Origin of the sequence: Rossellomorea aquimaris, from assembly GCF_020172085.1 — a bacterium.
Lineage (GTDB): Bacteria > Bacillota > Bacilli > Bacillales > Bacillaceae_B > Rossellomorea > Rossellomorea aquimaris_E.
Window position 1 is genome coordinate 1 of record NZ_JAIVAT010000012.1, and the last position, 22,175, is coordinate 22,175.

The following is a 22,175-nucleotide window of genomic DNA, read 5'->3' on the forward strand; positions in this document are numbered from 1 at the left end:
AGAGATGGAAGCATGGCGACATGTGGAGTTGACTGATACTAATCGATCGAGGACTTAACCACAAAGAGTCATTATTAAATGAACAACATTGGTCGATTCTCGACTTTCTTGACATCAATTCTTTATCTAGTTTTGAAGGAACAATCCTTCAATTGAATATTCGTCTGGTGATAATGGCGAAGAGGTCACACCCGTTCCCCATGCCGAACACGGAAGTTAAGCTCTTCAGCGCCGATGGTAGTTGGGGGATCTCCCCCTGTGAGAGTAGGACGTCGCCAGGCAATATGTGAAAAGAGTAGCTCAGTGGAGTTACTCTTTTTTTGTTGGTTTGAAGTTCGAAGAACCATTGGTTTTTATTTCATTCTCATTGGACGCACTGCGAGGGTAGGGAGGATCAAGAAGGTCGAGGACGCGAGGGAGTGAAGACCTTCGTTCAGGCTCCCACACGAAGATTTGAATGAGTGAAGCGGACGAAGAGATTCGCCGCTCATCACTAGCCGCAGCCTTCAGCGCCGATGGTAGTTGGAGCTCCCCCTGTGAGAGTAGGACGTCGACAGGAAGATATGTGGAAAGAGTATCTCATTGTGAGTTACTCTTTTTTTGATTAATGAGAAGGGAGCAGCTGATGTTTTATACTAGGTAAAAAATGGTAAATGACGCATATAACAAAAAAGTGACGCAAATATCACCGAAAACGACGCATAAAATAAAATTATGACGCAATTCCCTCCGATAATGACGCAAAAAAGATAAAAACGACGCAATTCCCCCTAAACCCCGCCAAGAAACCTCCCAACCTCTCAGTCAAAAACACACCATTCATACATAAACAAATCCTTCACTTAACCAATCTCTCTATTCCCCATAACTTTTACTAAAATACAGTCTTCAAATCTATAAATATCACTCTGCCACCAACACAACCAACCATCTCAATCCAAACAGATCGATTCATCCCCCAACACTCCCCGAACAAACCACCACAGTGCCCCATTACCAAATTTCTATCCAATAATCTTCCATTCCCACGTTTAAAACTTTCCCTAAACAGGAAAACTTCTAAGGTCAAACTTCATAATTGCAAAGTTCAAATCACGGTTGTATAATTATAGTCAAATATAGTCAAAGTCAAAATGAGGAGGAGGTTTGATGAGGAACATATCCGACATCATTGAAAGTTATTTAAAGAATGTGTTAGAGCTGAGTGAAAGTGAGATAGTCGAGATTAAAAGAAGCGAGATCGCTGATAAGTTTCAATGTGTTCCTTCTCAAATTAATTATGTGATCAATACCCGTTTCACCATAGAACGGGGTTATGTAGTAGAAAGTAAACGTGGTGGCGGTGGCTACATTCGGATTATGAAGGTGAGGGCCCATGATCAAGTTCATTTGATTGATCAGTTAGTGGCATTGATTACACAAACGATCAGTCAGAATACAGCAGCAGATATTGTGTTTCGCTTGGTAGAGGAAGAGATCATTTCTGAAAGAGAAGCCAAGATCATGCTGAGTGTGATGGACCGCTCCGTCATTATGGTCGATTTACCCGAACGGGATATCCTGAGAGGCAGAATGCTTAGAGCTATGCTGGATACATTGAAGTATGAGTAAGGGTTAAAGAGGTGAATGGGATGGTTTGTCAAGAGTGTAATGAAAGACCTGCGACCCTTCATTTTACCAAGGTGGTAAACGGGGAAAAGACAGAGGTTCATTTATGTGAGCAATGTGCTCAAGACAAGGGTGAGATGTTTATGTTTGATTCTTCACCCGGGTTTTCTGTAAACAACCTCCTGGCAGGTCTTCTTAATATAGCTCCTGCGTTTAAGCAGGCAAAAGAGACGGAAATTCCTAAGACAGAAGTGTTGCAGTGTAAAAAGTGTAAGATGACGATTCATCAGTTCATTAATGTAGGTCGCTTTGGGTGTGCCCATTGTTATGAGACGTTTAAAGATGAGCTCACTCCTTTGTTAAAGCGCGTTCATAGTGGCAATGTCGAGCATCACGGAAAGGTTCCGGAACGTATGGGTGGAGCCATTCATGTGAAAAAGAAGATTCAGCAGTTAAAATCTGAGCTCCAAATGATGATAGCAGATGAAGAGTTTGAAAAAGCAGCTGAGGTTCGAGACGAAATTCGCTCCCTGGAAAAAGATATCAAGAAAGAGGGAGGAGAGAAAGAATGAGTCTGGAGAAGTTCTTGAGTAATGCTGTTAGTTCATGGATGAATGAAGAAGGGCCTAATTCGGATATAGTTCTCAGCTCCCGGGTAAGGCTTGCGAGGAACTTGACGGATTACCGTTTTTCCACTCTTTATTCCTCTGAAGAAGCGAAAGAGATTGTGGATCGCGTGAAAGAGAAACTCTCTTCATATCCTAAAGATTTAGGTGAGTTGGAATTTTTACCTACAAGTGAGATTCAACCTCTGCAAAAGAGGGTATTGATGGAGAAACATCTTATAAGCCCTAACTTAGCGGAGGACACGAATTACGGTGCTGTTCTATTATCAAATGAAGAAGATATCAGCATAATGGTAAACGAAGAGGATCATATTCGAATACAGTGTTTATATCCAGGTTTGCAATTGGAGGAAGCATTACAAAAAGCCAATCAGATCGATGATTGGTTTGAAGGTGAATTTGATTTTGCTTTTGATGAGAAGCATGGGTATCTAACGACTTGTCCTACCAATGTAGGCACAGGGCTGAGAGCTTCCGTCATGATGCATTTACCAGGCCTTGTATTGACACAACAGTTGAACCGTATCATTCCGGCCATTAATCAGTTGGGATTAGTGGTCAGAGGGATATATGGGGAAGGCAGCGAGGCGCTGGGGAACATCTTTCAGATATCGAATCAAACGACACTTGGTAAGTCGGAAGAGGATATCGTCGCAGATTTGCTAAGCGTAGTGAAGCAGATCATCGAGAAAGAACAATCGGCAAGAAACGCACTAGTTCAGACGTCAAACATACAATTAGAAGATAGGATTTTCCGCTCTCTTGGGGTGCTGGAGCACAGCAGGATCATTGAATCCAAGGAAGCAGCGAAGTGTTTATCGGATGTCAGGCTTGGAATTGATTTAGGATACATCAAAGTGATATCTAAGAATATATTGAATGAACTAATGATTTTAACCCAACCTGGATTTTTACAACAATATTCTGGAGGTCCATTGAGACCAAATGAAAGAGATATAAGAAGGTCTTCTTTGATTCGAGAGCGAATTAAGTTAGATAAAGATACATGTGAGGAGGAAAAATAATATGATGTTTGGTCGATTTACAGAAAGAGCCCAAAAAGTATTGGCATTAGCCCAGGAAGAAGCAATTCGTTTATCACACAGTAATATTGGTACTGAACATATTTTATTGGGACTTGTCCGCGAAGGTGAAGGGATTGCCGCCAAGGCACTTACGGCATTGGGGTTAAGCCCGGAAAAAATCCAGAAGGAAGTGGAAGGATTAATCGGGAAAGGAACCGAGAAATCCCAAACGATTCATTACACGCCGCGTGCGAAGAAAGTAATCGAACTTTCCATGGATGAAGCCCGTAAGCTGGGGCACTCATATGTAGGGACGGAACATATTTTACTAGGGTTGATCCGCGAGGGTGAAGGAGTGGCCGCACGTGTTCTTGGAAACCTTGGAGTCAGCTTGAATAAAGCAAGGCAGCAAGTATTGCAGCTGCTTGGCAGTAATGATTCAAGCAATCATCAGGGTGGTGGCAATGCCAATGCCAATACTCCAACTCTTGATAGCTTAGCCCGTGATCTGACAGCCATCGCACGTGAAGGCAGCCTGGATCCGGTCATCGGACGCAGTAAAGAGATTCAGCGCGTCATTGAAGTATTGAGTCGTCGTACGAAAAATAACCCGGTATTAATCGGTGAGCCAGGTGTAGGGAAGACGGCGATTGCTGAGGGACTTGCACAACAGATCATCGCCAATGAAGTGCCGGAAATCCTGCGCGACAAGCGTGTTATGACCCTTGATATGGGTACGGTTGTAGCCGGTACGAAATATCGTGGGGAGTTCGAGGATCGTCTGAAGAAGGTAATGGATGAAATCCGTCAAGCGGGTAATATCATCCTCTTCATCGACGAACTTCATACCCTGATCGGTGCAGGAGGGGCGGAAGGTGCGATTGACGCATCGAATATCCTGAAACCATCCCTTGCCCGTGGAGAATTACAGTGTATCGGTGCCACAACATTAGATGAGTACCGCAAATATATTGAAAAGGATGCTGCTCTGGAGCGTCGTTTCCAACCAATTCAAGTCAACGAGCCGACAGCAGAAGAGTCCATTCAAATCCTGAAGGGACTGCGTGATCGTTATGAAGCCCATCACCGGGTTTCCATTACGGATGAAGCAATCGATGCTGCGGTGAAGCTGTCTGATCGTTACATCTCTGATCGATTCCTTCCGGATAAAGCCATCGATTTAATTGATGAAGCTGGTTCAAAGGTGCGTTTACGCTCTTATACGACACCACCAAATCTGAAAGAGCTTGAAGCAAAGCTCGAAGAAATCCGCAAAGAGAAAGATGCGGCCGTACAAAGCCAGGAATTTGAAAAAGCTGCTTCTTTGAGGGATTCTGAGCAGAAGCTTCGTGAAGAGTTAGAAGAAACGAAGAACACCTGGAAAGAAAAACAAGGTCAGGAAAATACAGAAGTGACCGTTGAAGATATTGCGAAGGTTGTTTCGAACTGGACGGGAGTGCCGGTATCGAAATTGGCTCAAACCGAAACGGATCGTTTACTCAAATTAGAAGAGATTCTTCATTCAAGAGTCATCGGGCAATCGGAAGCCGTTGTGGCAGTGTCGAAAGCTGTCCGCCGTGCAAGGGCAGGTCTTAAAGATCCGAAGCGTCCAATTGGTTCCTTCATCTTCCTTGGACCAACCGGGGTAGGGAAAACGGAATTGGCCCGCGCTCTTGCTGAATCTATGTTCGGTGATGAGGATGCGATGATCCGGATCGATATGTCCGAGTACATGGAAAAACACTCGACTTCCCGTTTAGTCGGTTCACCACCAGGATATGTAGGGTATGAAGAAGGCGGTCAGTTAACGGAGAAAGTTCGCCGCAAACCATATTCCGTCGTCCTATTGGACGAAATCGAAAAAGCACATCCGGATGTGTTCAACATTCTTCTGCAAGTACTGGAGGACGGCCGATTAACGGATTCCAAAGGTAGAACGGTAGACTTCAGGAATACAGTCCTGATCATGACATCGAACGTTGGTGCCCAGTCCCTTAAGAGCAATAAATATGTTGGGTTCAACATTCAAGACGGCAAACAGGATTATAAAGATATGAAAGGTAAGGTCATGGAAGAATTGAAACGTGCTTTCCGACCTGAATTCCTTAACCGTATCGATGAAATCATCGTGTTCCACTCTCTTGAAAAAGATCACTTGAAAGAGATTGTAACATTGATGTCCAACCAATTGACGAGCCGCTTGAAAGAGCAGGATATTCATTTAGAACTATCCTCGGCTGCCAAAGAGAAAATTGCAGATGAAGGATTTGATCCTGAATATGGTGCACGTCCGCTGCGTCGCGCGATTCAGAAATATGTTGAAGATAAACTGTCCGAGGAACTGTTAAGAGGGAAAGTGCTGACAGGACAGAATATCGTGATCGATGTAGAAGATAGTGAGTTCGTAGTGAAGGTGAAAGAAGAAGCAGCGAACACTACGACATAATAGTAAGAGTGATAAAGAGGTACACGTATTTGTTTTCGTGTACCTCTTTTATCATAATGAATACTTTGGGAGATGCTTGTCGGGCCTACCGAGCCGGCTACGCTTTTCTTATTGTCCAGCTCCGCCGGCTAGAGGCTCGAGGTCATAAGTCAATCCCACCGAAAAGGCAAAGAGCGCCTTTCCAGTGGGCTCGCCTTATGCTTGTCGCCTCTGACCAAGCCGGCTACGCTTTTCTTATTGTCTAGCTCCGCCGGCTAGTCCCTCGAGGTCACAACTGAAAAATCCCATAAGGCAAAAAACGCCTTTTGGGATTTCCCAGTTGTGCTTGTCGGGCCTACCAAGCCGGCTACGCTTTTCTTGAATCCCATACATAAAACCGATACAATCATGCCAAATGGGTATTATCGTGAATAGGTAAGAGTACAAATAGAGTTATAGAGGAGAAGAATAGATTGGCAAAGAAAAAGACGAAGTTTGTGTGTTCATCCTGTGGATATGAGTCTGCTAAATGGATGGGGAAATGTCCGGGATGTAATGAGTGGAATACGATGGTGGAAGAAGTGGAGATGACGGGGAAGAAGCCCCGTACGTCGTTTATGCATTCTGAGAATAGCGGCCCCTCTAAAGCAGAGAAATTGATTTCCATCGAAACCAAGCAAGAGCCGAGGGTATTGACCGAATCGAAAGAACTGAATCGGGTGCTGGGTGGAGGAGTTGTACCGGGTTCCCTCGTTTTGATCGGCGGAGACCCTGGAATAGGGAAATCGACTTTATTGCTGCAGGTTTCGGCTCAGCTTGCGGATCAGAAGCAAAAGGTTTTGTATATATCCGGTGAGGAGTCCATCAAGCAAACAAAGCTGCGGGCGGATCGGTTAAACGTTAAATCAGATGATTTATATATATTTGCGGAAACGAATCTTGAGTTGATTCATCAAACGATTGAACAGATCTCACCGGATTTCGTCATCATCGACTCGATTCAAACGATTTTTCATCCTGACGTGACGTCTGCTCCAGGTAGTGTTTCCCAGGTGAGGGAGTGTACGGCGGAACTGATGCGAATCGGGAAGACAAAGGGAATTGCGATTTTCATTGTCGGGCATGTTACGAAAGAAGGCTCGATTGCAGGACCTCGTTTGTTGGAACATATGGTGGATACCGTGTTGTATTTCGAAGGGGAGCGTCATCATTCGTATCGTATCCTAAGGGCGGTTAAGAATCGCTTCGGCTCAACGAATGAAATGGGGATATTTGAAATGAAGGAGCTCGGCTTGGAGGAAGTGGCCAACCCGTCTGAGATCTTCTTGGAAGAGCGATCACAGGGTGCAGCGGGTTCGACTGTTGTGGCATCGATGGAGGGTACAAGACCTGTTCTTGTGGAGATTCAAGCCCTTGTGACGCCTACCAGCTTTAACAATCCCAGAAGGATGGCCACAGGGATAGATCATAGCAGGGTATCATTGATCATGGCTGTGTTGGAGAAGCGTGCAGGTATGCTTCTGCAGCAGCAGGATGCCTATCTGAAAGTGGCAGGCGGGGTGAAGCTGGACGAACCGGCGATTGACTTGGCCGTCGCGGCGAGTATCGCTTCAAGCTTTCGGGATAGAGCGTCCAGTGCGCACGATTGTATCATCGGCGAAGTCGGATTGACGGGTGAGATCAGAAGGGTGTCAAGGATCGAGCAACGCGTTCAGGAAGCGGCTAAGCTGGGATTCAAACGAGTCATCATTCCCCAGAATAACTTAAGTGGATGGCAGCCACCATCCGATATAGAGGTTAAAGGCGTTTCAAATATAAACGAAGCGTTGTCAATTATTTTAGGAGGATAAGAAATGGAAGATAAGAAGGCAAGAGATAAGTCCATGTCGGATATATTACAATTCGTTGCTCCCGGTGCCCCGATCAGGGATGGTATTGATAATGTGCTGAGAGCCAATACGGGAGGGCTTATTGTCGTTGGCTACAATGATAAGGTGAAGTCTGTATTGGACGGGGGATTTCATATTAACTGTGCTTTCTCTCCGAGTTACCTGTATGAACTGGCCAAAATGGACGGGGCCATCATCCTGAATGAAGCAGGGACGAAGATTATTTTGGCGAATGCTCAGCTTGCTCCCGATGTGTACGTTCCATCCACTGAAACAGGAATGCGACATCGAACGGCCGAGCGGGTTGCGAGACAAACCAATGCCCTTGTCATTGCGATTTCACAACGGAGAAACGTCATCACCCTCTATCAAGGTAACTTCCGATATGCATTAAAGGACATCTCTGTCATCTTAACGAAGGCCAATCAAGCCATTCAAACCCTGGAGAAGTATAAGGTGGTCCTTGATCAGAGCATTTCTAATTTGTCGGTACTTGAGTTTGAGGAGCTTGTCACTCAAAGTGATCTGCTGCAGGTGCTTCACCGGTTCGAAATGGTCCTCAGGATCAAGAATGAATTATTGACGTATTTAAGTGAGCTTGGTATCGAGGGTCGGTTGATTCGTCTTCAGATGAATGAGTTATTGACGGATATTGAAGATGAAGCGATGCTCATCATCAGGGACTATTCCCAGGAAAGAAACATCAAGCCGTTTGAACTTCTTTATAAATTCCAGGAGCTTGTTCATTCAGAGGTATTAGAGGATAATGTCTTATTAAAATTGTTGGGCTATCACGGGTATGTCCATCACGATGATGCCATCTATCCAAGAGGATATCGTGTGTTGAATAAGATCCCCCGGTTACCGATTGTGATTATTGAAAACCTTATCACAAGATTTCAAACCCTTCCTCATGTCGTGAGTGCCTCCGTGGACGATTTAGATGAAGTTGAAGGAATCGGTGAAGTAAGGGCAAGGAAAATAAAAGAGGGTTTAAAACTAATAAAGGAACAAACGTTCGCTGACAGGCAGTTATAGGAATGTAGACCTACATTTTCCTTATGTGGTATAATTGTTGCTTTTTCAAAAAATTGACAGTGGCTAAAAGACGTGTTAGCCTTCACTTAAGGAAGCTACTAATATGGGATAAGTGTATCAAAATCGTTTCAGCAGTATTAAATTTGAAATTTTCAAAGCTCACACGTTTCAAAAATAGTAAATTGTTTATAATGAGTAGGAGGAGGTGAGGGAATGTTAAAAAGAATCGTTCAAGCGTGCTTCCTGATCGTCGGGGGAACACTGGGAATATTTCTGCTTCCCGAATTATTTACCGTCATAAATCTATCAGACATTCCTTTAATTAATAACCCTTATATGACTGCTATATTTGGTGCCATTATTTTTTATATTCTTACGTTTTGGGCAGTCGAGTATGTCGTCAACTTCGTCAAGTGGTTTGAAGATAGCTTGGTAAAGGCACCGGTAACGGATTTGTTATTTGGTAGTTTAGGCCTGATTATTGGTTTGTTCGTTGCCTATTTGTTTGGAATTCCGTTCAACCAAATGGAGATTCCGATTGTCAACACAGTGGTCCCGATTTTATTAACCCTGCTTTTAGGGTATTTAGGGTTCCAGGTTGGATTCAAGAAAAGGGATGAACTGGTTGGTCTATTCGGTACGACAAACCGTGGTAAGAAAAAAGGAACGGAAGAAGATTTAGATGAAGAGGGTGTGAAGACCCTTAAGATATTGGATACAAGTGTGATTATTGATGGTCGTATCGCGGATATCTGCCAAACAGGATTTTTGGAAGGGATTGTTGTCATTCCTCAATTCGTCCTGGAAGAGCTTCAGCATATTGCGGATTCTTCCGATGTATTGAAGCGGAATCGTGGACGTCGAGGATTGGATATCCTGAATCGCATCCAAAAGGAACTTCCGGTAGAGGTCCAGATTTATGAAGGGGATTTTGAGGAAATCCAGGAAGTGGATTCGAAGTTGGTGAAATTGGCGAAGCTTACAAATGGAATCGTTGTAACCAATGATTTCAACTTGAATAAAGTGTGTGATCTTCAAGGTGTACAAGTATTGAACATCAATGACTTGGCCAATGCCGTCAAGCCGGTTGTATTACCTGGTGAAGAGCTGAAGGTCCAGGTGATCAAAGATGGTAAAGAGCATAACCAGGGAATTGCATACCTGGATGATGGTACGATGATCGTCGTGGAAGAAGGCCGCAATTACATCGGCAAGTATATCGATGTACTCGTCACATCCGTTTTACAAACTTCCGCAGGCAGGATGATCTTTGCGAAACCGAAGCAATTAGAAAAAGCATTGTAAGGCCGTTTTGCCCTGACTCCATTGATTCAGTAAGGTATAATAGTAGTATTACTTGTGTGTTAAAGGAGTTATTCTATGGAATATGAAGTTGTCATTCCAGCTGCTGGACAGGGGAAACGAATGAAAGCGGGCAAAAACAAACTGTTACTTGAGTTGAAAGGATGCCCTGTCATCATCCATACCTTGCGTGTTTTCGAATATGACACCCATTGTAAGGGCATTTACTTAGCCATACACCCATCAGAGCGACAGGTGTTCCAAGGGCTCTTGGATCGCTTTGGCATCAAGAAGGTAGTCAAGCTTGTTGATGGGGGCGAAGAAAGACAGCACAGTGTATACAATGCGTTGCTTGAGGTTGATCATGAGGTTGTTCTCGTCCATGACGGAGCAAGACCTTTTATTAAGGAGTCCACGATTCACCAATTGGTCGAAAAGACTTATTCGACAGGGGCCGCCATTGCGGCAGTTCCTGTTAAAGATACAATCAAAAAAGTACTGGATGGAGAGGTCGAGGAAACGATTGAACGCTCAAGCTTGTGGATGGTTCAAACCCCACAAGCTTTTCGTGTTTCCATTTTGAAAAGAGCACATCAAGATGCAGATCAAGATGGTTTCCTTGGTACTGATGATGCGTCACTGGTAGAAAGATCGGATGTTGAGGTAGCTGTCGTGGAGAGTGATTATGACAATATCAAACTGACAACTCCCGAGGACTTATATTTTGCCGAGGCGATCTTGAAGAAGCGAGAGGAAATGAGTGGAGGAGAGAAACATGTTTAGGATTGGACAAGGATTCGATGTTCATCAATTAGTGGAAGAGAGACCTCTTATCATGGGAGGCATCACGATTCCATATGAAAAAGGGTTATTGGGCCATTCGGATGCAGACGTTTTGTTGCATGCTGTAGCGGATGCGTGTCTGGGTGCGATTGCTGCAGGAGATATCGGAAAGCATTTTCCGGATACAGATCCCGAGTTCAAGGATGCTGATTCAGCGAAGCTGCTCGAACATGTATGGGCTCTTGTGAAAGAGGAAGGCTATGAACTGGGGAATATCGATTGCACGATCATTGCCCAGAAACCTAAAATGGCTCCATATATCGACGAGATGAGACAAAGCATCGCCACGTTACTGGAAGCGGATATAGCGGATGTGAACGTGAAAGCTACCACTTCTGAGAAACTTGGTTTTACCGGAAGAGGCGAAGGGATTGCCGCACAAACCACTATATTGATAAAAAAGAAGTAGGGGATAAATTCGCTTTATTCCCATACTTAACGGTGTTAAAATAGGTCAGAGGCTTTAAGCAGGAAACACGAAGAGGAGGAAACATAATGACACAAGAAGTACGCGTCCGTTATGCCCCGAGTCCAACGGGTCATTTACATATTGGAAATGCAAGAACCGCTTTATTTAATTATCTATACGCCCGCAGCGTAGGTGGAAAGTTCATCATCCGTATTGAAGATACGGATAAGAAACGAAATATTGAAGGCGGAGAAGAAAGTCAGCTTAAATATCTTCAGTGGCTTGGAATCGATTGGGATGAAAGTACAGATAAACCGGGTGAATACGGACCTTACCGTCAATCCGAGCGTAATCATATTTATGAGCAGTATTTAAACGAGCTGTTAGAGAGCGGTCAGGCTTATAAGTGTTATTGTACGGAGGAAGAACTGGAAGCGGAACGTGAAGCACAATCAGCAGCAGGTCAAATGCCTCGCTACTCAGGGAAATGCCGCAACCTGACGAAAGAGGATCAGGAGAAACTGGCAGCAGAAGGCCGTCAGCCGAGCATTCGCTTCCGTGTGCCTGCAGGGAAAGTATATTCTTTCAATGATATCGTGAAAGAGGACGTGTCATTTGAATCAGATGGCATCGGTGATTTTGTCATTGCGAAGAAAGATGGTACACCAACGTATAACTTCGCCGTTGCAGTGGATGATTATTTGATGAAAATCAGCCATGTTCTTCGCGGGGAGGATCATATCTCCAATACTCCGAAGCAGCTGATGATTTTTGAAGCTCTTGGTTGGGATGCACCGGTTTACGGGCATATGACGTTGATCGTCAATGAAAGCCGTAAGAAGCTGAGCAAACGGGATGAGAGCATCATTCAGTTCATCGAGCAATATGAAGCCCTCGGTTATTTGCCTGAAGCGTTATTCAACTTTATTGCGCTACTTGGCTGGTCTCCAAAGGGAGAAGAAGAGTTGTTCTCGAGAGACGAATTTATTGAAATCTTTGATCCTGAGCGCCTTTCCACTTCATCGGCTCTGTTCGATAACCAGAAGCTTACTTGGATGAACAACCAGTACATGAAGAATCTAGAGCTAGATCAAGTCGTGGATCTTTCTCTTCCACATTTGATCAGCGCAGGTAAACTGGATGAGAACATGTCCGATGAGCAGCGTGAATGGGCAAGTCGCGTCATTTCTTTATACCAGGAGCAAATGAGCTTCGGTGCTGAAATTGTTGAACTGTCTGAAATGTTTTTTAAGACCGATCTTGAATATGATGAAGAGGCGAAAGCCGTACTTGATGAAGAGCAGGTACCTGAAGTCCTTCAAGCTTTCTTGAACGAAATTGACGCCCTGGAAAATTACGAAGCGGCAGAAATCAAATCGTCCATCAAAGCGGTCCAAAAGGCGACTGGTCATAAAGGGAAGAAACTGTTCATGCCGATCCGTGTAGCAGTAACGGGCCAGACTCATGGTCCTGAATTACCGAATGCCATCGAGCTTTTAGGGAAAGATACTGTTAAACATCGCCTTCAAAGTCTTTTAGGTTAACATTTTCGAGGATATGTAATATAGTAAGAGTATCACACTAAATGATATCGCGTTGATGAGGAGAAGTAAGAAAAGGATGCTTAGTAGAGAGAACCATCACCGGCTGAAAGTGGTTTAAGCCCCTCCTTTTCTGAAATGCACCTCTGAGCCCGTTGCCGAAATAGAGTAGGTAAAGGCGGCTTCCTACCGTTAACAGGATTCGAGTTGGAGAAGGGTTTGTCTTCTCAATCAGAGTGGAACCGCGCTGCCTATGCGTCTCTGTCAGTTTATTGACAGGGGCGTTTTTTTATTGTTAACAGCTATTATTTTATTTTAAAAAAAATGGAAGGGGGACAGATCCGTATGTTTAAGTCGTTTAAAGAAGATATAGATGTTGTGTTTGACCAGGACCCGGCTGCGAGGAATTATGTGGAGGTCATCCTCACGTACTCGGGTCTTCATGCTATTTGGGCTCATCGCATTGCCCATGCATTTTTTAAACGGAAGTTCTTTTTTATTGCACGGGTCATTTCGCAGGTCAGCCGCTTCTTTACGGGTGTGGAGATTCATCCGGGTGCTAAGATCGGCCGCCGTTTTTTCATCGATCATGGTATGGGTGTGGTGATAGGTGAGACATGTGAAATAGGAGATAATGTCACGCTCTTCCAAGGGGTCACCCTCGGTGGGACCGGGAAGGAAAAAGGGAAGCGTCACCCGACGATCCAAGATAATGCTTTAATTGCCACAGGGGCGAAAGTGTTAGGATCCATCGTAGTTGGGGAAAATTCTAAGGTAGGGGCAGGGTCCGTCGTCCTAAAAGATGTTCCTCCCAATTCGACTGTAGTCGGTATACCCGGGAAGGTCGTCATCCAAGATGGAGTGAAGATACAGAAGGATTTGAATCACTGTGATCTGCCGGATCCGATTAATGATCGAATGAAACAACTTGAAAAAGAAGTGAATGAGTTAAAGACACTATTAAGGGAATATGAGGGAAGGAGTCGATCATCTTGACGATTCGTTTATATAACACACTGACAAGGAAAAAAGAGGAATTTAAACCCCTGGAAGAGGGTAAAGTCAAAATGTATGTGTGCGGGCCGACGGTTTATAACTATATCCATATAGGAAATGCCCGCCCTGCCATTGTATTTGACACCGTAAGACGATATTTGGAATACAGAGGCTATGATGTTCAATTCGTCTCCAACTTCACGGATGTGGACGACAAATTGATCAGGGCAGCGAAGGAACTCGGGGAAGACGTACCGACGATCGCACAGCGGTTCATCGATGCTTACTTTGAAGACACGGGGGCCCTTGGGTGCAAGAAAGCCGATATTCATCCGACCGTAACAGAGAATATTGACACCATTATTGATTTTATCCATGCGCTTGTGGAAAAAGGGTATGCCTATGAGTCTCAGGGAGATGTTTATTATCGTACAAGAAAATTTGACGGGTATGGTAAGCTGTCCCATCAGCCAATTGATGAACTGAAAGCAGGTGCCCGAATAGATGTAGGGGATAAGAAAGAAGATGCCCTTGATTTCGTTCTATGGAAAGCCGCCAAAGAAGGGGAGATTTCATGGGAAAGCCCTTGGGGTGAAGGGCGTCCGGGTTGGCATATTGAGTGCTCGGCCATGGCAAAGCGCTACTTGGGGGATACCATTGATATCCACGCCGGGGGACAGGATCTGACCTTCCCTCATCACGAGAATGAAATTGCGCAATCAGAAGCCCTTACTGGCAAGACTTTCGCAAAGTACTGGATGCACAATGGGTACATCAATATCGATAATGAGAAGATGTCCAAGTCACTCGGTAATTTCGTCTTGGTACACGACATCATCAAAGAACAGGATCCTCAAGTGCTGCGCTTCTTCATGCTGTCGGTTCATTATCGTCACCCGATCAACTATAATCTTGAGCTTCTCCAGAACGCGGAGACTTCTTTAGACAGAATTAAGACAGCGTATGAAAACCTGAAGCACCGCAAAGAATCAAGTGCGGACTTAACGGAGAACAACCAGGAATGGCTCGATAAAATCGACGAATTGAAAGCTCAGTTCATTTCGGACATGGATGATGATTTTAATACAGCGAACGGAATTTCCGTTTTATTCGAACTATCCAGACAAGCGAACTATTACTTGATGGAGAAGAACACTTCCATAGAGGTCATTGATGGGTTCTTACACCAATTTGAAGATTTCTTTTCAGTGCTAGGATTGACCCTTCAGGAAGCGGGGCTCTTGGACGAAGAAGTGGAAGAACTGATCGAAAAACGTATTCAAGCACGTAAAGACCGGAACTTCCAATTAGCTGATGAGATTCGGGATACATTGAAAGAGATGGATATTATCCTGGAAGATACTCCTCAAGGCACCCGCTGGAAAAGAGGGTCTTAATGCTGCACGAGATAAACGAACAAATCGACGCGAAACAAATCAATGCGCTTGCACTTGCTTATATGGGGGATGCTGTATATGAAACATATGTACGGCAGCTCCTATTAACCAAAGGGAAGATCAAACCGAATCAGTTGCACAGGGCCGCGACCAAGTATGTTTCCGCCAAAGCCCAGGCGGCGATTCTCCGGACATTGTTTGATCAAGACCTGTTAACCGAAGAAGAGATTTCGATTGTGAAACGGGGACGAAACGCAAAGTCAGGGACAACCCCTAAAAATACAGATGTACAGACGTATAAACACAGCACTGCTTTTGAGGCTCTTATTGGATATTTGTTTTTACTTAATCGGACGGAACGATTAGAGGAACTATTGAAGATCATTTTTGAACAAGCCCAGGCAGGAAAGGAGGAGTAGGTATGAGTAAAGATTTTATCGGAGGAAGAAACCCCGTCATGGAAGCATTGAGGTCGGGAAGGGATATCAATAAGATTTGGATTGCAGAAGGGTCACAGAAAGGGTCCATCCAGCAGATCGTGGGTCTGGCTAAAGAATCGAATGTCATGGTTCAATACGTCCCGAAGAAGAAGATTGAGCAGATGGTTTCTGAGAATCATCAAGGGGTGGTTGCTTCTGTTGCTGCGTATCAGTATGCAGAAATTGATGATATTTTTCACAGGGCGGAACAAAGTGGAGAGGATCCGTTCATTCTCATACTGGATGAGTTGGAAGACCCTCATAATCTCGGCTCGATCATGAGGACGGCAGATGCAGCAGGTGCTCATGGGATCATTATCCCCAAGCGAAGAGCGGTGGGACTTACCTCTACCGTAGCGAAAGCATCTACTGGTGCCATTGAGCATATACCGGTGGCGCGGGTGACCAACCTTTCGAGAGCGGTGGATGAACTGAAAGAGCGTGGTGTATGGGTGGCTGGAACCGATGCAAAAGGAAAGCAGGATTTCCGCCAGTTGGATGGTACATTGCCTATCGGCTTAATTATCGGTAGTGAAGGAAAAGGGATGAGCCGTATCCTGAGGGATAAATGTGATTTCCTTGTTCAGTTGCCTATGATCGGACATGTCACATCACTAAACGCTTCGGTGGCAGCCAGTATTTTAATGTATGAGGTTTATCGTAAACGCCACCCATTAGGAGAATAGGGAGATGGATATTCTCCTTGTGGATGGCTATAACATCATCGGCGCATGGCCGGAATTGAATGAGTTGAAGCATAAGGATTTAGCCTCAGCAAGAGATCTCCTGGTCGAGAAAATGGCAGAATATCAAGGATATACGGGCTACCGTGTCATTGTTGTATTCGATGCCTACTACGTCCAGGGGATCGCCCGTAAATATAAGAATAATAAAGTAGAAGTGCTTTTTACGAAGGAAAATGAAACCGCAGATGAACGAATCGAAAGGTTGGCCATCGAATTAAGCAATATTAAAACACAAATCCACGTGGCGACTTCTGATTTCACAGAGCAATGGGCGATCTTTGGTCAGGGTGCCCTTCGCAAATCAGCAAGGGAACTCTTGACGGAAGTGAAAGTCATTGAAAAAAAGATCGAACGTAAGGTTCGGAATTCCAGTGAAAAAAGGCCGGCATCCAAGATCCAATTGTCCGATGAAGTTGCTGAAATTTTCGAAAAATGGCGCCGTGGGGAACAATGATAGGTTGACGGTTGAATTTTCTGTAATGTATAATAATTCTATCTATTGTTTTGCGCGGGGGGATGTGTGTGAGCAATATCACCAGGACAGAAGCATTTGATAATCGATTAGAAGGCATGGATGATGAAGAGATAATAGAAGCCGTCCATCAGGGTCACAGCGAAGCGTTAGATTTTTTAATAAAGAAATACCGGAATTTTGTCAGGGCGAAAGCGCGGTCGTATTTTTTAATCGGGGCAGATAAGGAAGATATCGTCCAGGAGGGTATGATTGGCTTATACAAAGCCATACGCGATTATAAAGAGGACAAGCTGACTTCTTTTAAAGCGTTTGCAGAGCTTTGTATCACAAGGCAGATCATTACGGCCATTAAGACAGCCACCAGACAGAAGCATATACCGCTTAATTCGTATGTTTCATTGGATAAACCCATTTATGATGATGAGTCGGACCGTACGCTATTAGATGTCATTTCAGGTGCGAAAGTAATGGATCCGGAAGCGCTAATTATCAATCGTGAAGAATTCGACAATATGGAAGACAAGATGGCACAGTTATTAAGTGATCTTGAGAGGAAAGTACTTGCCCTTTATTTGGACGGGCAGTCCTATCAGGAAATATCTGAAGAGCTGAATCGCCATGTGAAGTCCATCGATAACGCATTACAGCGGGTGAAACGAAAGCTCGAGCGATACTTGGAAGTTCGTGAAATAACGATGTAAAGTCATATTGACACAAATTGGTGGTCGTGTTATTTTTGATAGGACTTACTATGTATAGTGTAGGTGGAATATATGACTACTAAATTAATACTGGCTTGTTCGGTATGCGGTTCCAGGAATTATACTGTGCCGGGTAATCGTAACCAGGCTGTTCGATTAGAAATAAAGAAATTCTGCAATACATGTAATGCTCACACCCTACACAAAGAGACTAAATAGTGTAGAAGTCTTGCGCATTGATATTAGTTGGAGGTTACTAACGGATGTTTAAATTCTTTCGCAATGTTGCATCGGAAATGAGAAAGGTCAGCTGGCCTAAACGTAAAGAGTTAACACGCTACACGATAACTGTTATCACGACAGTGGTATTCGTTGCCCTTTTCTTTGCTGTAATTGACCTGGGCATCTCAGAACTTATGCGATTGATCATTGGTTCTAAGTAAGAGAAACATAGAATTAGTTGTATATATACCGTCGAAGCATGGTATAATGATTATTAATAGAGTACATGACCTTAGAGCCCGTTAACTTTTTACGGGTTTTTTCATTTGGAGAAAAAAGGCGAATGAGTATTCTTAAATAGTGAGGAGGGACGGACGTTTAGTCCTATAAGATGGAGAAGAATTGGTACGTAGTTCATACTTATTCAGGATACGAGAATAAGGTTAAAGCAAACCTCGAGAAACGTGTAGAATCAATGGGGATGCAAGACAAAATCTTCCGCGTGATCGTGCCTGAAGAAGAAGAGACAGATTTTAAGAATGGTAAGAAAAAAGTGATTAAGAAGAAAGTATTTCCTGGTTACGTGATTGTAGAAATCGTCATGACGGATGATTCCTGGTATGTAGTCCGTAACACACCTGGAGTGACTGGATTCGTTGGTTCATCAGGTTCTGGTTCGAAGCCGACGCCGTTATTGCCTGAAGAAGTAACAAATCTTCTGAAGCAAATGGGCATGACAGAGAAAAAGGTAGAAATCGACTTCGAATTAGGAGAAACAGTGAAAGTGAACGAAGGTCCATTCGCAAACTTCACCGGTTCGATAGAAGAGATCGATAATGCGAAAGCAAAAGTAAAAGTCCACGTCAATATGTTTGGTAGAGACACCCCGGTAGAACTGGATTTCTCTCAAATTGATAAATTATAATGGAAAAGAACTTGAAATCATTTTGAAAAAATGATACTATTTCATAAGTCAGTGCGTCTCCACAAAGAGATACTGAAACTAATAAACGTTCTTTATGTTGATAAAGACATTTTTTACATTTGAGTGGGAGGGTGAAAAACCCAATAACCACATCACGGACTTAAGGAGGTGTGTCTCGTGGCTAAAAAAGTTATAAAAATGGTTAAATTGCAGATTCCTGCCGGTAAAGCTAATCCAGCTCCACCAGTTGGTCCTGCACTAGGTCAAGCAGGTGTTAACATCATGGGATTCTGTAAGGAATTCAATGCTCGTACAGCAGATCAAGCTGGCTTAATCATTCCTGTTGAAATTACGGTATTTGAAGACCGTTCATTTACATTCATCACAAAAACTCCACCCGCTGCTGTTCTTCTTAAGAAAGCTGCAGGTATCGAGTCTGGTTCAGGCGAACCAAACAGCAAGAAAGTGGCAACACTTAAACGCGACAAAGTACGTGAAATTGCTGAAACAAAAATGCCTGACTTAAATGCAGCTAGTGTTGAATCAGCTATGCGCATGGTAGAAGGAACTGCACGCAGCATGGGTATCGTCATCGAAGACTAATCCCTGTTTCGTTGAAGTAAAGGTTCTTGTTGAACAAGGTTGCGATGATGAAATGTACGTTTCACTCGCAACCTTATTTCGTGGGAGGTTATTCCGCTAAAACCACATATAGGAGGAAATTTAAAATGGCTAAAAAAGGTAAAAAGTTTCTTGAAGCTCAAAAGCTTGTAGATCGTACTACAGCTTATTCAGTTGAAGAAGCAATCGAATTAGTAAAGAAAACAAACTTCGCTAAGTTTGACGCAACGATCGAAGTAGCGTTCCGCTTAGGTGTAGATACTCGTAAGAACGACCAGCAAATACGTGGAGCAGTTGTACTTCCACACGGTACTGGTAAAACTCAAAAGGTTCTTGTATTCGCTAAAGGCGATAAAGCGAAAGAAGCAGAAGCTGCTGGCGCTGACTTCGTAGGTGATGCAGACCTTATCAACAAGATCAACCAAGGTTGGTTCGAGTTTGACGTAATCGTTGCAACTCCAGACATGATGGGTGAAGTTGGTAAACTTGGTCGCGTATTAGGACCTAAAGGTTTAATGCCAAACCCTAAAACTGGTACAGTTACATTTGATGTAACGAAAGCAGTGAATGAAATCAAAGCTGGTAAAGTTGAATACCGCGCTGACAAATCAGGTAACGTACACGTTCCTGTTGGAAAGATTTCATTCGACAACGAGAAGCTTGTTGAAAACTTTGCAACTATGTATGAAACAATGCTTAAAGTTAAACCTGCTGCTGCAAAAGGAACTTACATGAAGAACGTTTCTGTAACTTCTACAATGGGACCTGGCGTTAAAGTCGATCCTTCAACTTTCGCAGTTAAGGCATAATTTGGTATTGACTTACTGAGAGCTAGTGATTATAATTAGTTCTGTTGTTAAAAAACGAATACATTTGTACCGTAGACAGTAGGGGCTCATCACGAGCTTAATATCCTGCCGAGGTAATTGCGATAAAATAACCGCTGCTAGCGTGTTTGCAATGCCCTTATGTCTACCTTGATATAAGGGCATTTTTTATTGGATGACGGTATAAATGTTCATCAGTCAATCTACAGGAGGTGTAATGATGAGCAGCATTCTAGATCAAAAGAAACACATCGTTGGAGAAATCTCTGACAAGCTTAAAAACAGTGTATCTACAATCGTTGTAGATTACCGTGGCCTAGATGTTTCCGAAGTAACTGAGCTTCGTAAACAACTTCGTGAAGCTGGTATCGACTTCAAAGTGTACAAAAACACGATGGTACGTCGTGCAGCAGAAGAAGCTGGTCTTGAAGGGTTAAACGAATTCTTAACTGGTCCTAACGCGATTGCGTTCAGTTCAGAAGAAGTAGTTGCACCTGCAAAGATTCTTAACAGCTTTGCCAAAGAACACGAAGCGCTTGAAATCAAAGCGGGTGTCATCGAAGGAACAATCACTTCAGTTGAGGATGTTAAAGCAATCGCTGAACTTCCAAGCCGCGAAGGACTTCTTTCTATGCTACTCAGCGTGCTTCAAGCACCAATGCGCAACTTCGCATTGGCAACAAAAGCCGTTGCAGATCAAAAAGAAGAGCAAGGCGCGTAAGTTAAAGCAAGTCGCTTAAATAAAAAATTAAAGCAAGCATAACAAGGAGGAAATTTATAATGTCTAAAGAGCAAATCATTGACGCGATTAAAGAAATGTCAGTTCTTGAACTAAACGATCTAGTTAAAGCAATCGAAGAAGAATTCGGAGTAACTGCTGCTGCACCTGTAGCTGTAGCTGCTGGTGGCGCTGACGCTGCTGCAGAAAAAACTGAATTCGACGTAGTTCTTGAGAGCGCTGGTTCTCAAAAAATCAAGGTTATCAAAGTTGTTCGTGAAATCACAGGTCTTGGCCTTAAAGAAGCGAAAGAAATGGTTGATAACACTCCTAAAGCTCTTAAAGAAGGAGTTTCTAAAGAGGAAGCTGAAGAACTTAAAGCTAAACTTGAAGAAGTTGGAGCTGGCGTAGAAGTTAAGTAATGATTGTATAGATGAAAAGCTCGCTATCGTTGGCGGGCTTTTTTCTTGTCTGGCTTCTGCCATCGCTTCTTTTGGGGAAGGATGGTTACCAGTCGGGAGGTACCAATGGATGGAGATGATATAATGACTAAACACTATTATTCCCATAAACCTGATGTAGAAAGTAATCCTCAAACCATCACCTTTCAATTAAGAGGGCATTCATTCCGGTTCAAAACGGATCAGGGTGTCTTCTCGAAAAAGGAAGTGGACTTTGGATCAAGAGCATTGATTGAAACGTTTGATTTACCTGATGCTAAAGGAGCTTTGCTCGATGTTGGTTGCGGGTATGGACCAATTGGATTGTCACTTGCGAAAGACTTTGGTGATCGGACGGTCCATATGATTGATGTAAATGAGAGAGCTTTGGCTTTGGCGAAAGAGAATGCTGCTGAGAACAATGTTCAAAACGTCAATATCTATCAAAGTGACCGATATGCTAAAGTCGTTGAAAGGCAGTTTGCTGCCGTATTAACGAATCCGCCGATACGTGCAGGGAAAGAAACGGTTCATGCGATTCTTGAAGGGAGTTATGATCATCTGACGGAAAACGGAGAATTGTGGGTCGTTATTCAGAAGAAGCAAGGTGCTCCATCTGCCATTGAAAAAATGGAAACATTGTTTTCAAATGTAGAAATCGTCGCAAGGAAAAAGGGTTACTACATCTTGAAATCAGTAAAAGAAATCCGTTGACGTAGCTAATCTGCTATGATAACATTATAAAATGCAAAAATATTATTTTCCGGTAATATGTCCATATGTATACATAATGGATAAATTGGAAAAGATTATAAAATAATAGTTCGTCATATGAAAATGAGGTTTTATCATTAAAACCCTTTTTCTTTTTGTCTTGTGTAGAGTAGAATTTCCTACTTTAAGACATATAGACACAACCAAA

24 protein-coding genes, 1 rRNA gene and 2 other annotated features are annotated in these 22,175 nt (G+C 43.5%); all 25 genes read left to right on the forward strand.

Annotated features, from left to right (window positions below; all coding sequences use genetic code 11):
* Positions 1–163: 163 nt before the first annotated feature.
* Positions 164–281: ribosomal RNA gene (gene rrf / locus LCL96_RS22285) — 5S ribosomal RNA — on the forward strand.
* A gap of 868 nt (positions 282–1,149) precedes the next feature.
* Entirely contained in the window at positions 1,150–1,611 is a 462-nt protein-coding gene (locus tag LCL96_RS22290; RefSeq protein WP_224945465.1) for a CtsR family transcriptional regulator, read from the forward strand.
* Between the two features lie 20 nt (positions 1,612–1,631).
* Positions 1,632–2,180 (forward strand): UvrB/UvrC motif-containing protein, encoded by a 549-nt coding sequence (locus LCL96_RS22295; RefSeq protein ID WP_224945466.1) that lies wholly within the window; start codon positions 1,632–1,634, stop codon positions 2,178–2,180.
* Entirely contained in the window at positions 2,177–3,259 is a 1,083-nt protein-coding gene (locus tag LCL96_RS22300) for a protein arginine kinase (protein ID WP_224945467.1), read from the forward strand. The genes LCL96_RS22295 and LCL96_RS22300 overlap by 4 nt, the downstream gene beginning before the upstream one ends.
* A gap of 1 nt (position 3,260) precedes the next feature.
* Positions 3,261–5,705, forward strand: a complete 2,445-nt coding sequence (clpC, locus tag LCL96_RS22305; RefSeq protein WP_224945468.1) for an ATP-dependent protease ATP-binding subunit ClpC — start codon at positions 3,261–3,263, stop codon at positions 5,703–5,705.
* Between the two features lie 452 nt (positions 5,706–6,157).
* On the forward strand, positions 6,158–7,534 hold the full coding sequence (gene radA, locus LCL96_RS22310; protein WP_224945469.1) for a DNA repair protein RadA: 1,377 nt from the start codon (positions 6,158–6,160) through the stop codon (positions 7,532–7,534).
* Between the two features lie 3 nt (positions 7,535–7,537).
* Positions 7,538–8,611, forward strand: coding sequence for a DNA integrity scanning diadenylate cyclase DisA (gene disA, locus LCL96_RS22315; protein ID WP_224945470.1), 1,074 nt, complete (start codon positions 7,538–7,540; stop codon positions 8,609–8,611).
* 213 nt (positions 8,612–8,824) lie between these two features.
* Entirely contained in the window at positions 8,825–9,916 is a 1,092-nt protein-coding gene (locus LCL96_RS22320; protein WP_224945471.1) for a PIN/TRAM domain-containing protein, read from the forward strand.
* 75 nt (positions 9,917–9,991) lie between these two features.
* Entirely contained in the window at positions 9,992–10,696 is a 705-nt protein-coding gene (gene ispD / locus LCL96_RS22325) for a 2-C-methyl-D-erythritol 4-phosphate cytidylyltransferase (protein ID WP_224945472.1), read from the forward strand.
* Positions 10,689–11,165: a 2-C-methyl-D-erythritol 2,4-cyclodiphosphate synthase gene (gene ispF, locus LCL96_RS22330; RefSeq protein ID WP_224945474.1), complete on the forward strand. Its 477-nt coding sequence runs from the start codon at positions 10,689–10,691 to the stop codon at positions 11,163–11,165. The genes ispD and ispF overlap by 8 nt, the downstream gene beginning before the upstream one ends.
* Positions 11,166–11,251: 86 nt before the next feature.
* Positions 11,252–12,709, forward strand: a complete 1,458-nt coding sequence (gene gltX, locus LCL96_RS22335) for a glutamate--tRNA ligase (RefSeq protein WP_224945476.1) — start codon at positions 11,252–11,254, stop codon at positions 12,707–12,709.
* A gap of 43 nt (positions 12,710–12,752) precedes the next feature.
* Positions 12,753–12,972, forward strand: a binding site (T-box leader).
* A gap of 79 nt (positions 12,973–13,051) precedes the next feature.
* A complete protein-coding gene (gene cysE / locus LCL96_RS22340) occupies positions 13,052–13,702 on the forward strand; it encodes a serine O-acetyltransferase (protein ID WP_224945478.1) in 651 nt (216 codons plus the stop codon).
* On the forward strand, positions 13,699–15,099 hold the full coding sequence (gene cysS / locus LCL96_RS22345) for a cysteine--tRNA ligase (RefSeq protein WP_224945480.1): 1,401 nt from the start codon (positions 13,699–13,701) through the stop codon (positions 15,097–15,099). The genes cysE and cysS overlap by 4 nt, the downstream gene beginning before the upstream one ends.
* Positions 15,099–15,518, forward strand: coding sequence for a Mini-ribonuclease 3 (locus tag LCL96_RS22350; RefSeq protein ID WP_224945482.1), 420 nt, complete (start codon positions 15,099–15,101; stop codon positions 15,516–15,518). The genes cysS and LCL96_RS22350 overlap by 1 nt, the downstream gene beginning before the upstream one ends.
* 2 nt (positions 15,519–15,520) lie before the next feature.
* Positions 15,521–16,264, forward strand: coding sequence for a 23S rRNA (guanosine(2251)-2'-O)-methyltransferase RlmB (gene rlmB, locus LCL96_RS22355; RefSeq protein ID WP_224945484.1), 744 nt, complete (start codon positions 15,521–15,523; stop codon positions 16,262–16,264).
* A gap of 4 nt (positions 16,265–16,268) precedes the next feature.
* Positions 16,269–16,778 carry an NYN domain-containing protein gene (locus LCL96_RS22360; protein WP_224945486.1) on the forward strand — a complete coding sequence of 170 codons (510 nt, stop codon included), beginning with the start codon at positions 16,269–16,271 and terminating at the stop codon, positions 16,776–16,778.
* 77 nt (positions 16,779–16,855) lie between these two features.
* A complete protein-coding gene (gene sigH, locus LCL96_RS22365; protein ID WP_412103632.1) occupies positions 16,856–17,500 on the forward strand; it encodes an RNA polymerase sporulation sigma factor SigH in 645 nt (214 codons plus the stop codon).
* Between the two features lie 72 nt (positions 17,501–17,572).
* Complete coding sequence (gene rpmG / locus LCL96_RS22370; RefSeq protein ID WP_219166388.1) at positions 17,573–17,719, forward strand: 50S ribosomal protein L33; 147 nt, start codon at positions 17,573–17,575, stop codon at positions 17,717–17,719.
* Positions 17,720–17,763: 44 nt separating this feature from the next.
* Entirely contained in the window at positions 17,764–17,943 is a 180-nt protein-coding gene (gene secE / locus LCL96_RS22375) for a preprotein translocase subunit SecE (protein WP_044340513.1), read from the forward strand.
* A 170-nt stretch (positions 17,944–18,113) separates the two neighbouring features.
* Positions 18,114–18,647, forward strand: a complete 534-nt coding sequence (gene nusG / locus LCL96_RS22380; RefSeq protein ID WP_206857918.1) for a transcription termination/antitermination protein NusG — start codon at positions 18,114–18,116, stop codon at positions 18,645–18,647.
* Positions 18,648–18,824: 177 nt separating this feature from the next.
* Positions 18,825–19,250 carry a 50S ribosomal protein L11 gene (gene rplK, locus LCL96_RS22385; RefSeq protein ID WP_032085258.1) on the forward strand — a complete coding sequence of 142 codons (426 nt, stop codon included), beginning with the start codon at positions 18,825–18,827 and terminating at the stop codon, positions 19,248–19,250.
* Positions 19,251–19,375: 125 nt separating this feature from the next.
* A complete protein-coding gene (rplA, locus tag LCL96_RS22390) occupies positions 19,376–20,077 on the forward strand; it encodes a 50S ribosomal protein L1 (RefSeq protein ID WP_219166389.1) in 702 nt (233 codons plus the stop codon).
* Between the two features lie 51 nt (positions 20,078–20,128).
* Positions 20,129–20,273, forward strand: a sequence feature (ribosomal protein L10 leader region).
* Between the two features lie 42 nt (positions 20,274–20,315).
* Positions 20,316–20,816, forward strand: coding sequence for a 50S ribosomal protein L10 (rplJ, locus tag LCL96_RS22395; protein WP_224945517.1), 501 nt, complete (start codon positions 20,316–20,318; stop codon positions 20,814–20,816).
* A gap of 59 nt (positions 20,817–20,875) precedes the next feature.
* Positions 20,876–21,235 (forward strand): 50S ribosomal protein L7/L12, encoded by a 360-nt coding sequence (gene rplL, locus LCL96_RS22400; protein ID WP_219166391.1) that lies wholly within the window; start codon positions 20,876–20,878, stop codon positions 21,233–21,235.
* A gap of 123 nt (positions 21,236–21,358) precedes the next feature.
* Complete coding sequence (locus tag LCL96_RS22405; protein ID WP_224945490.1) at positions 21,359–21,967, forward strand: class I SAM-dependent methyltransferase; 609 nt, start codon at positions 21,359–21,361, stop codon at positions 21,965–21,967.
* Positions 21,968–22,175: the final 208 nt, after the last annotated feature.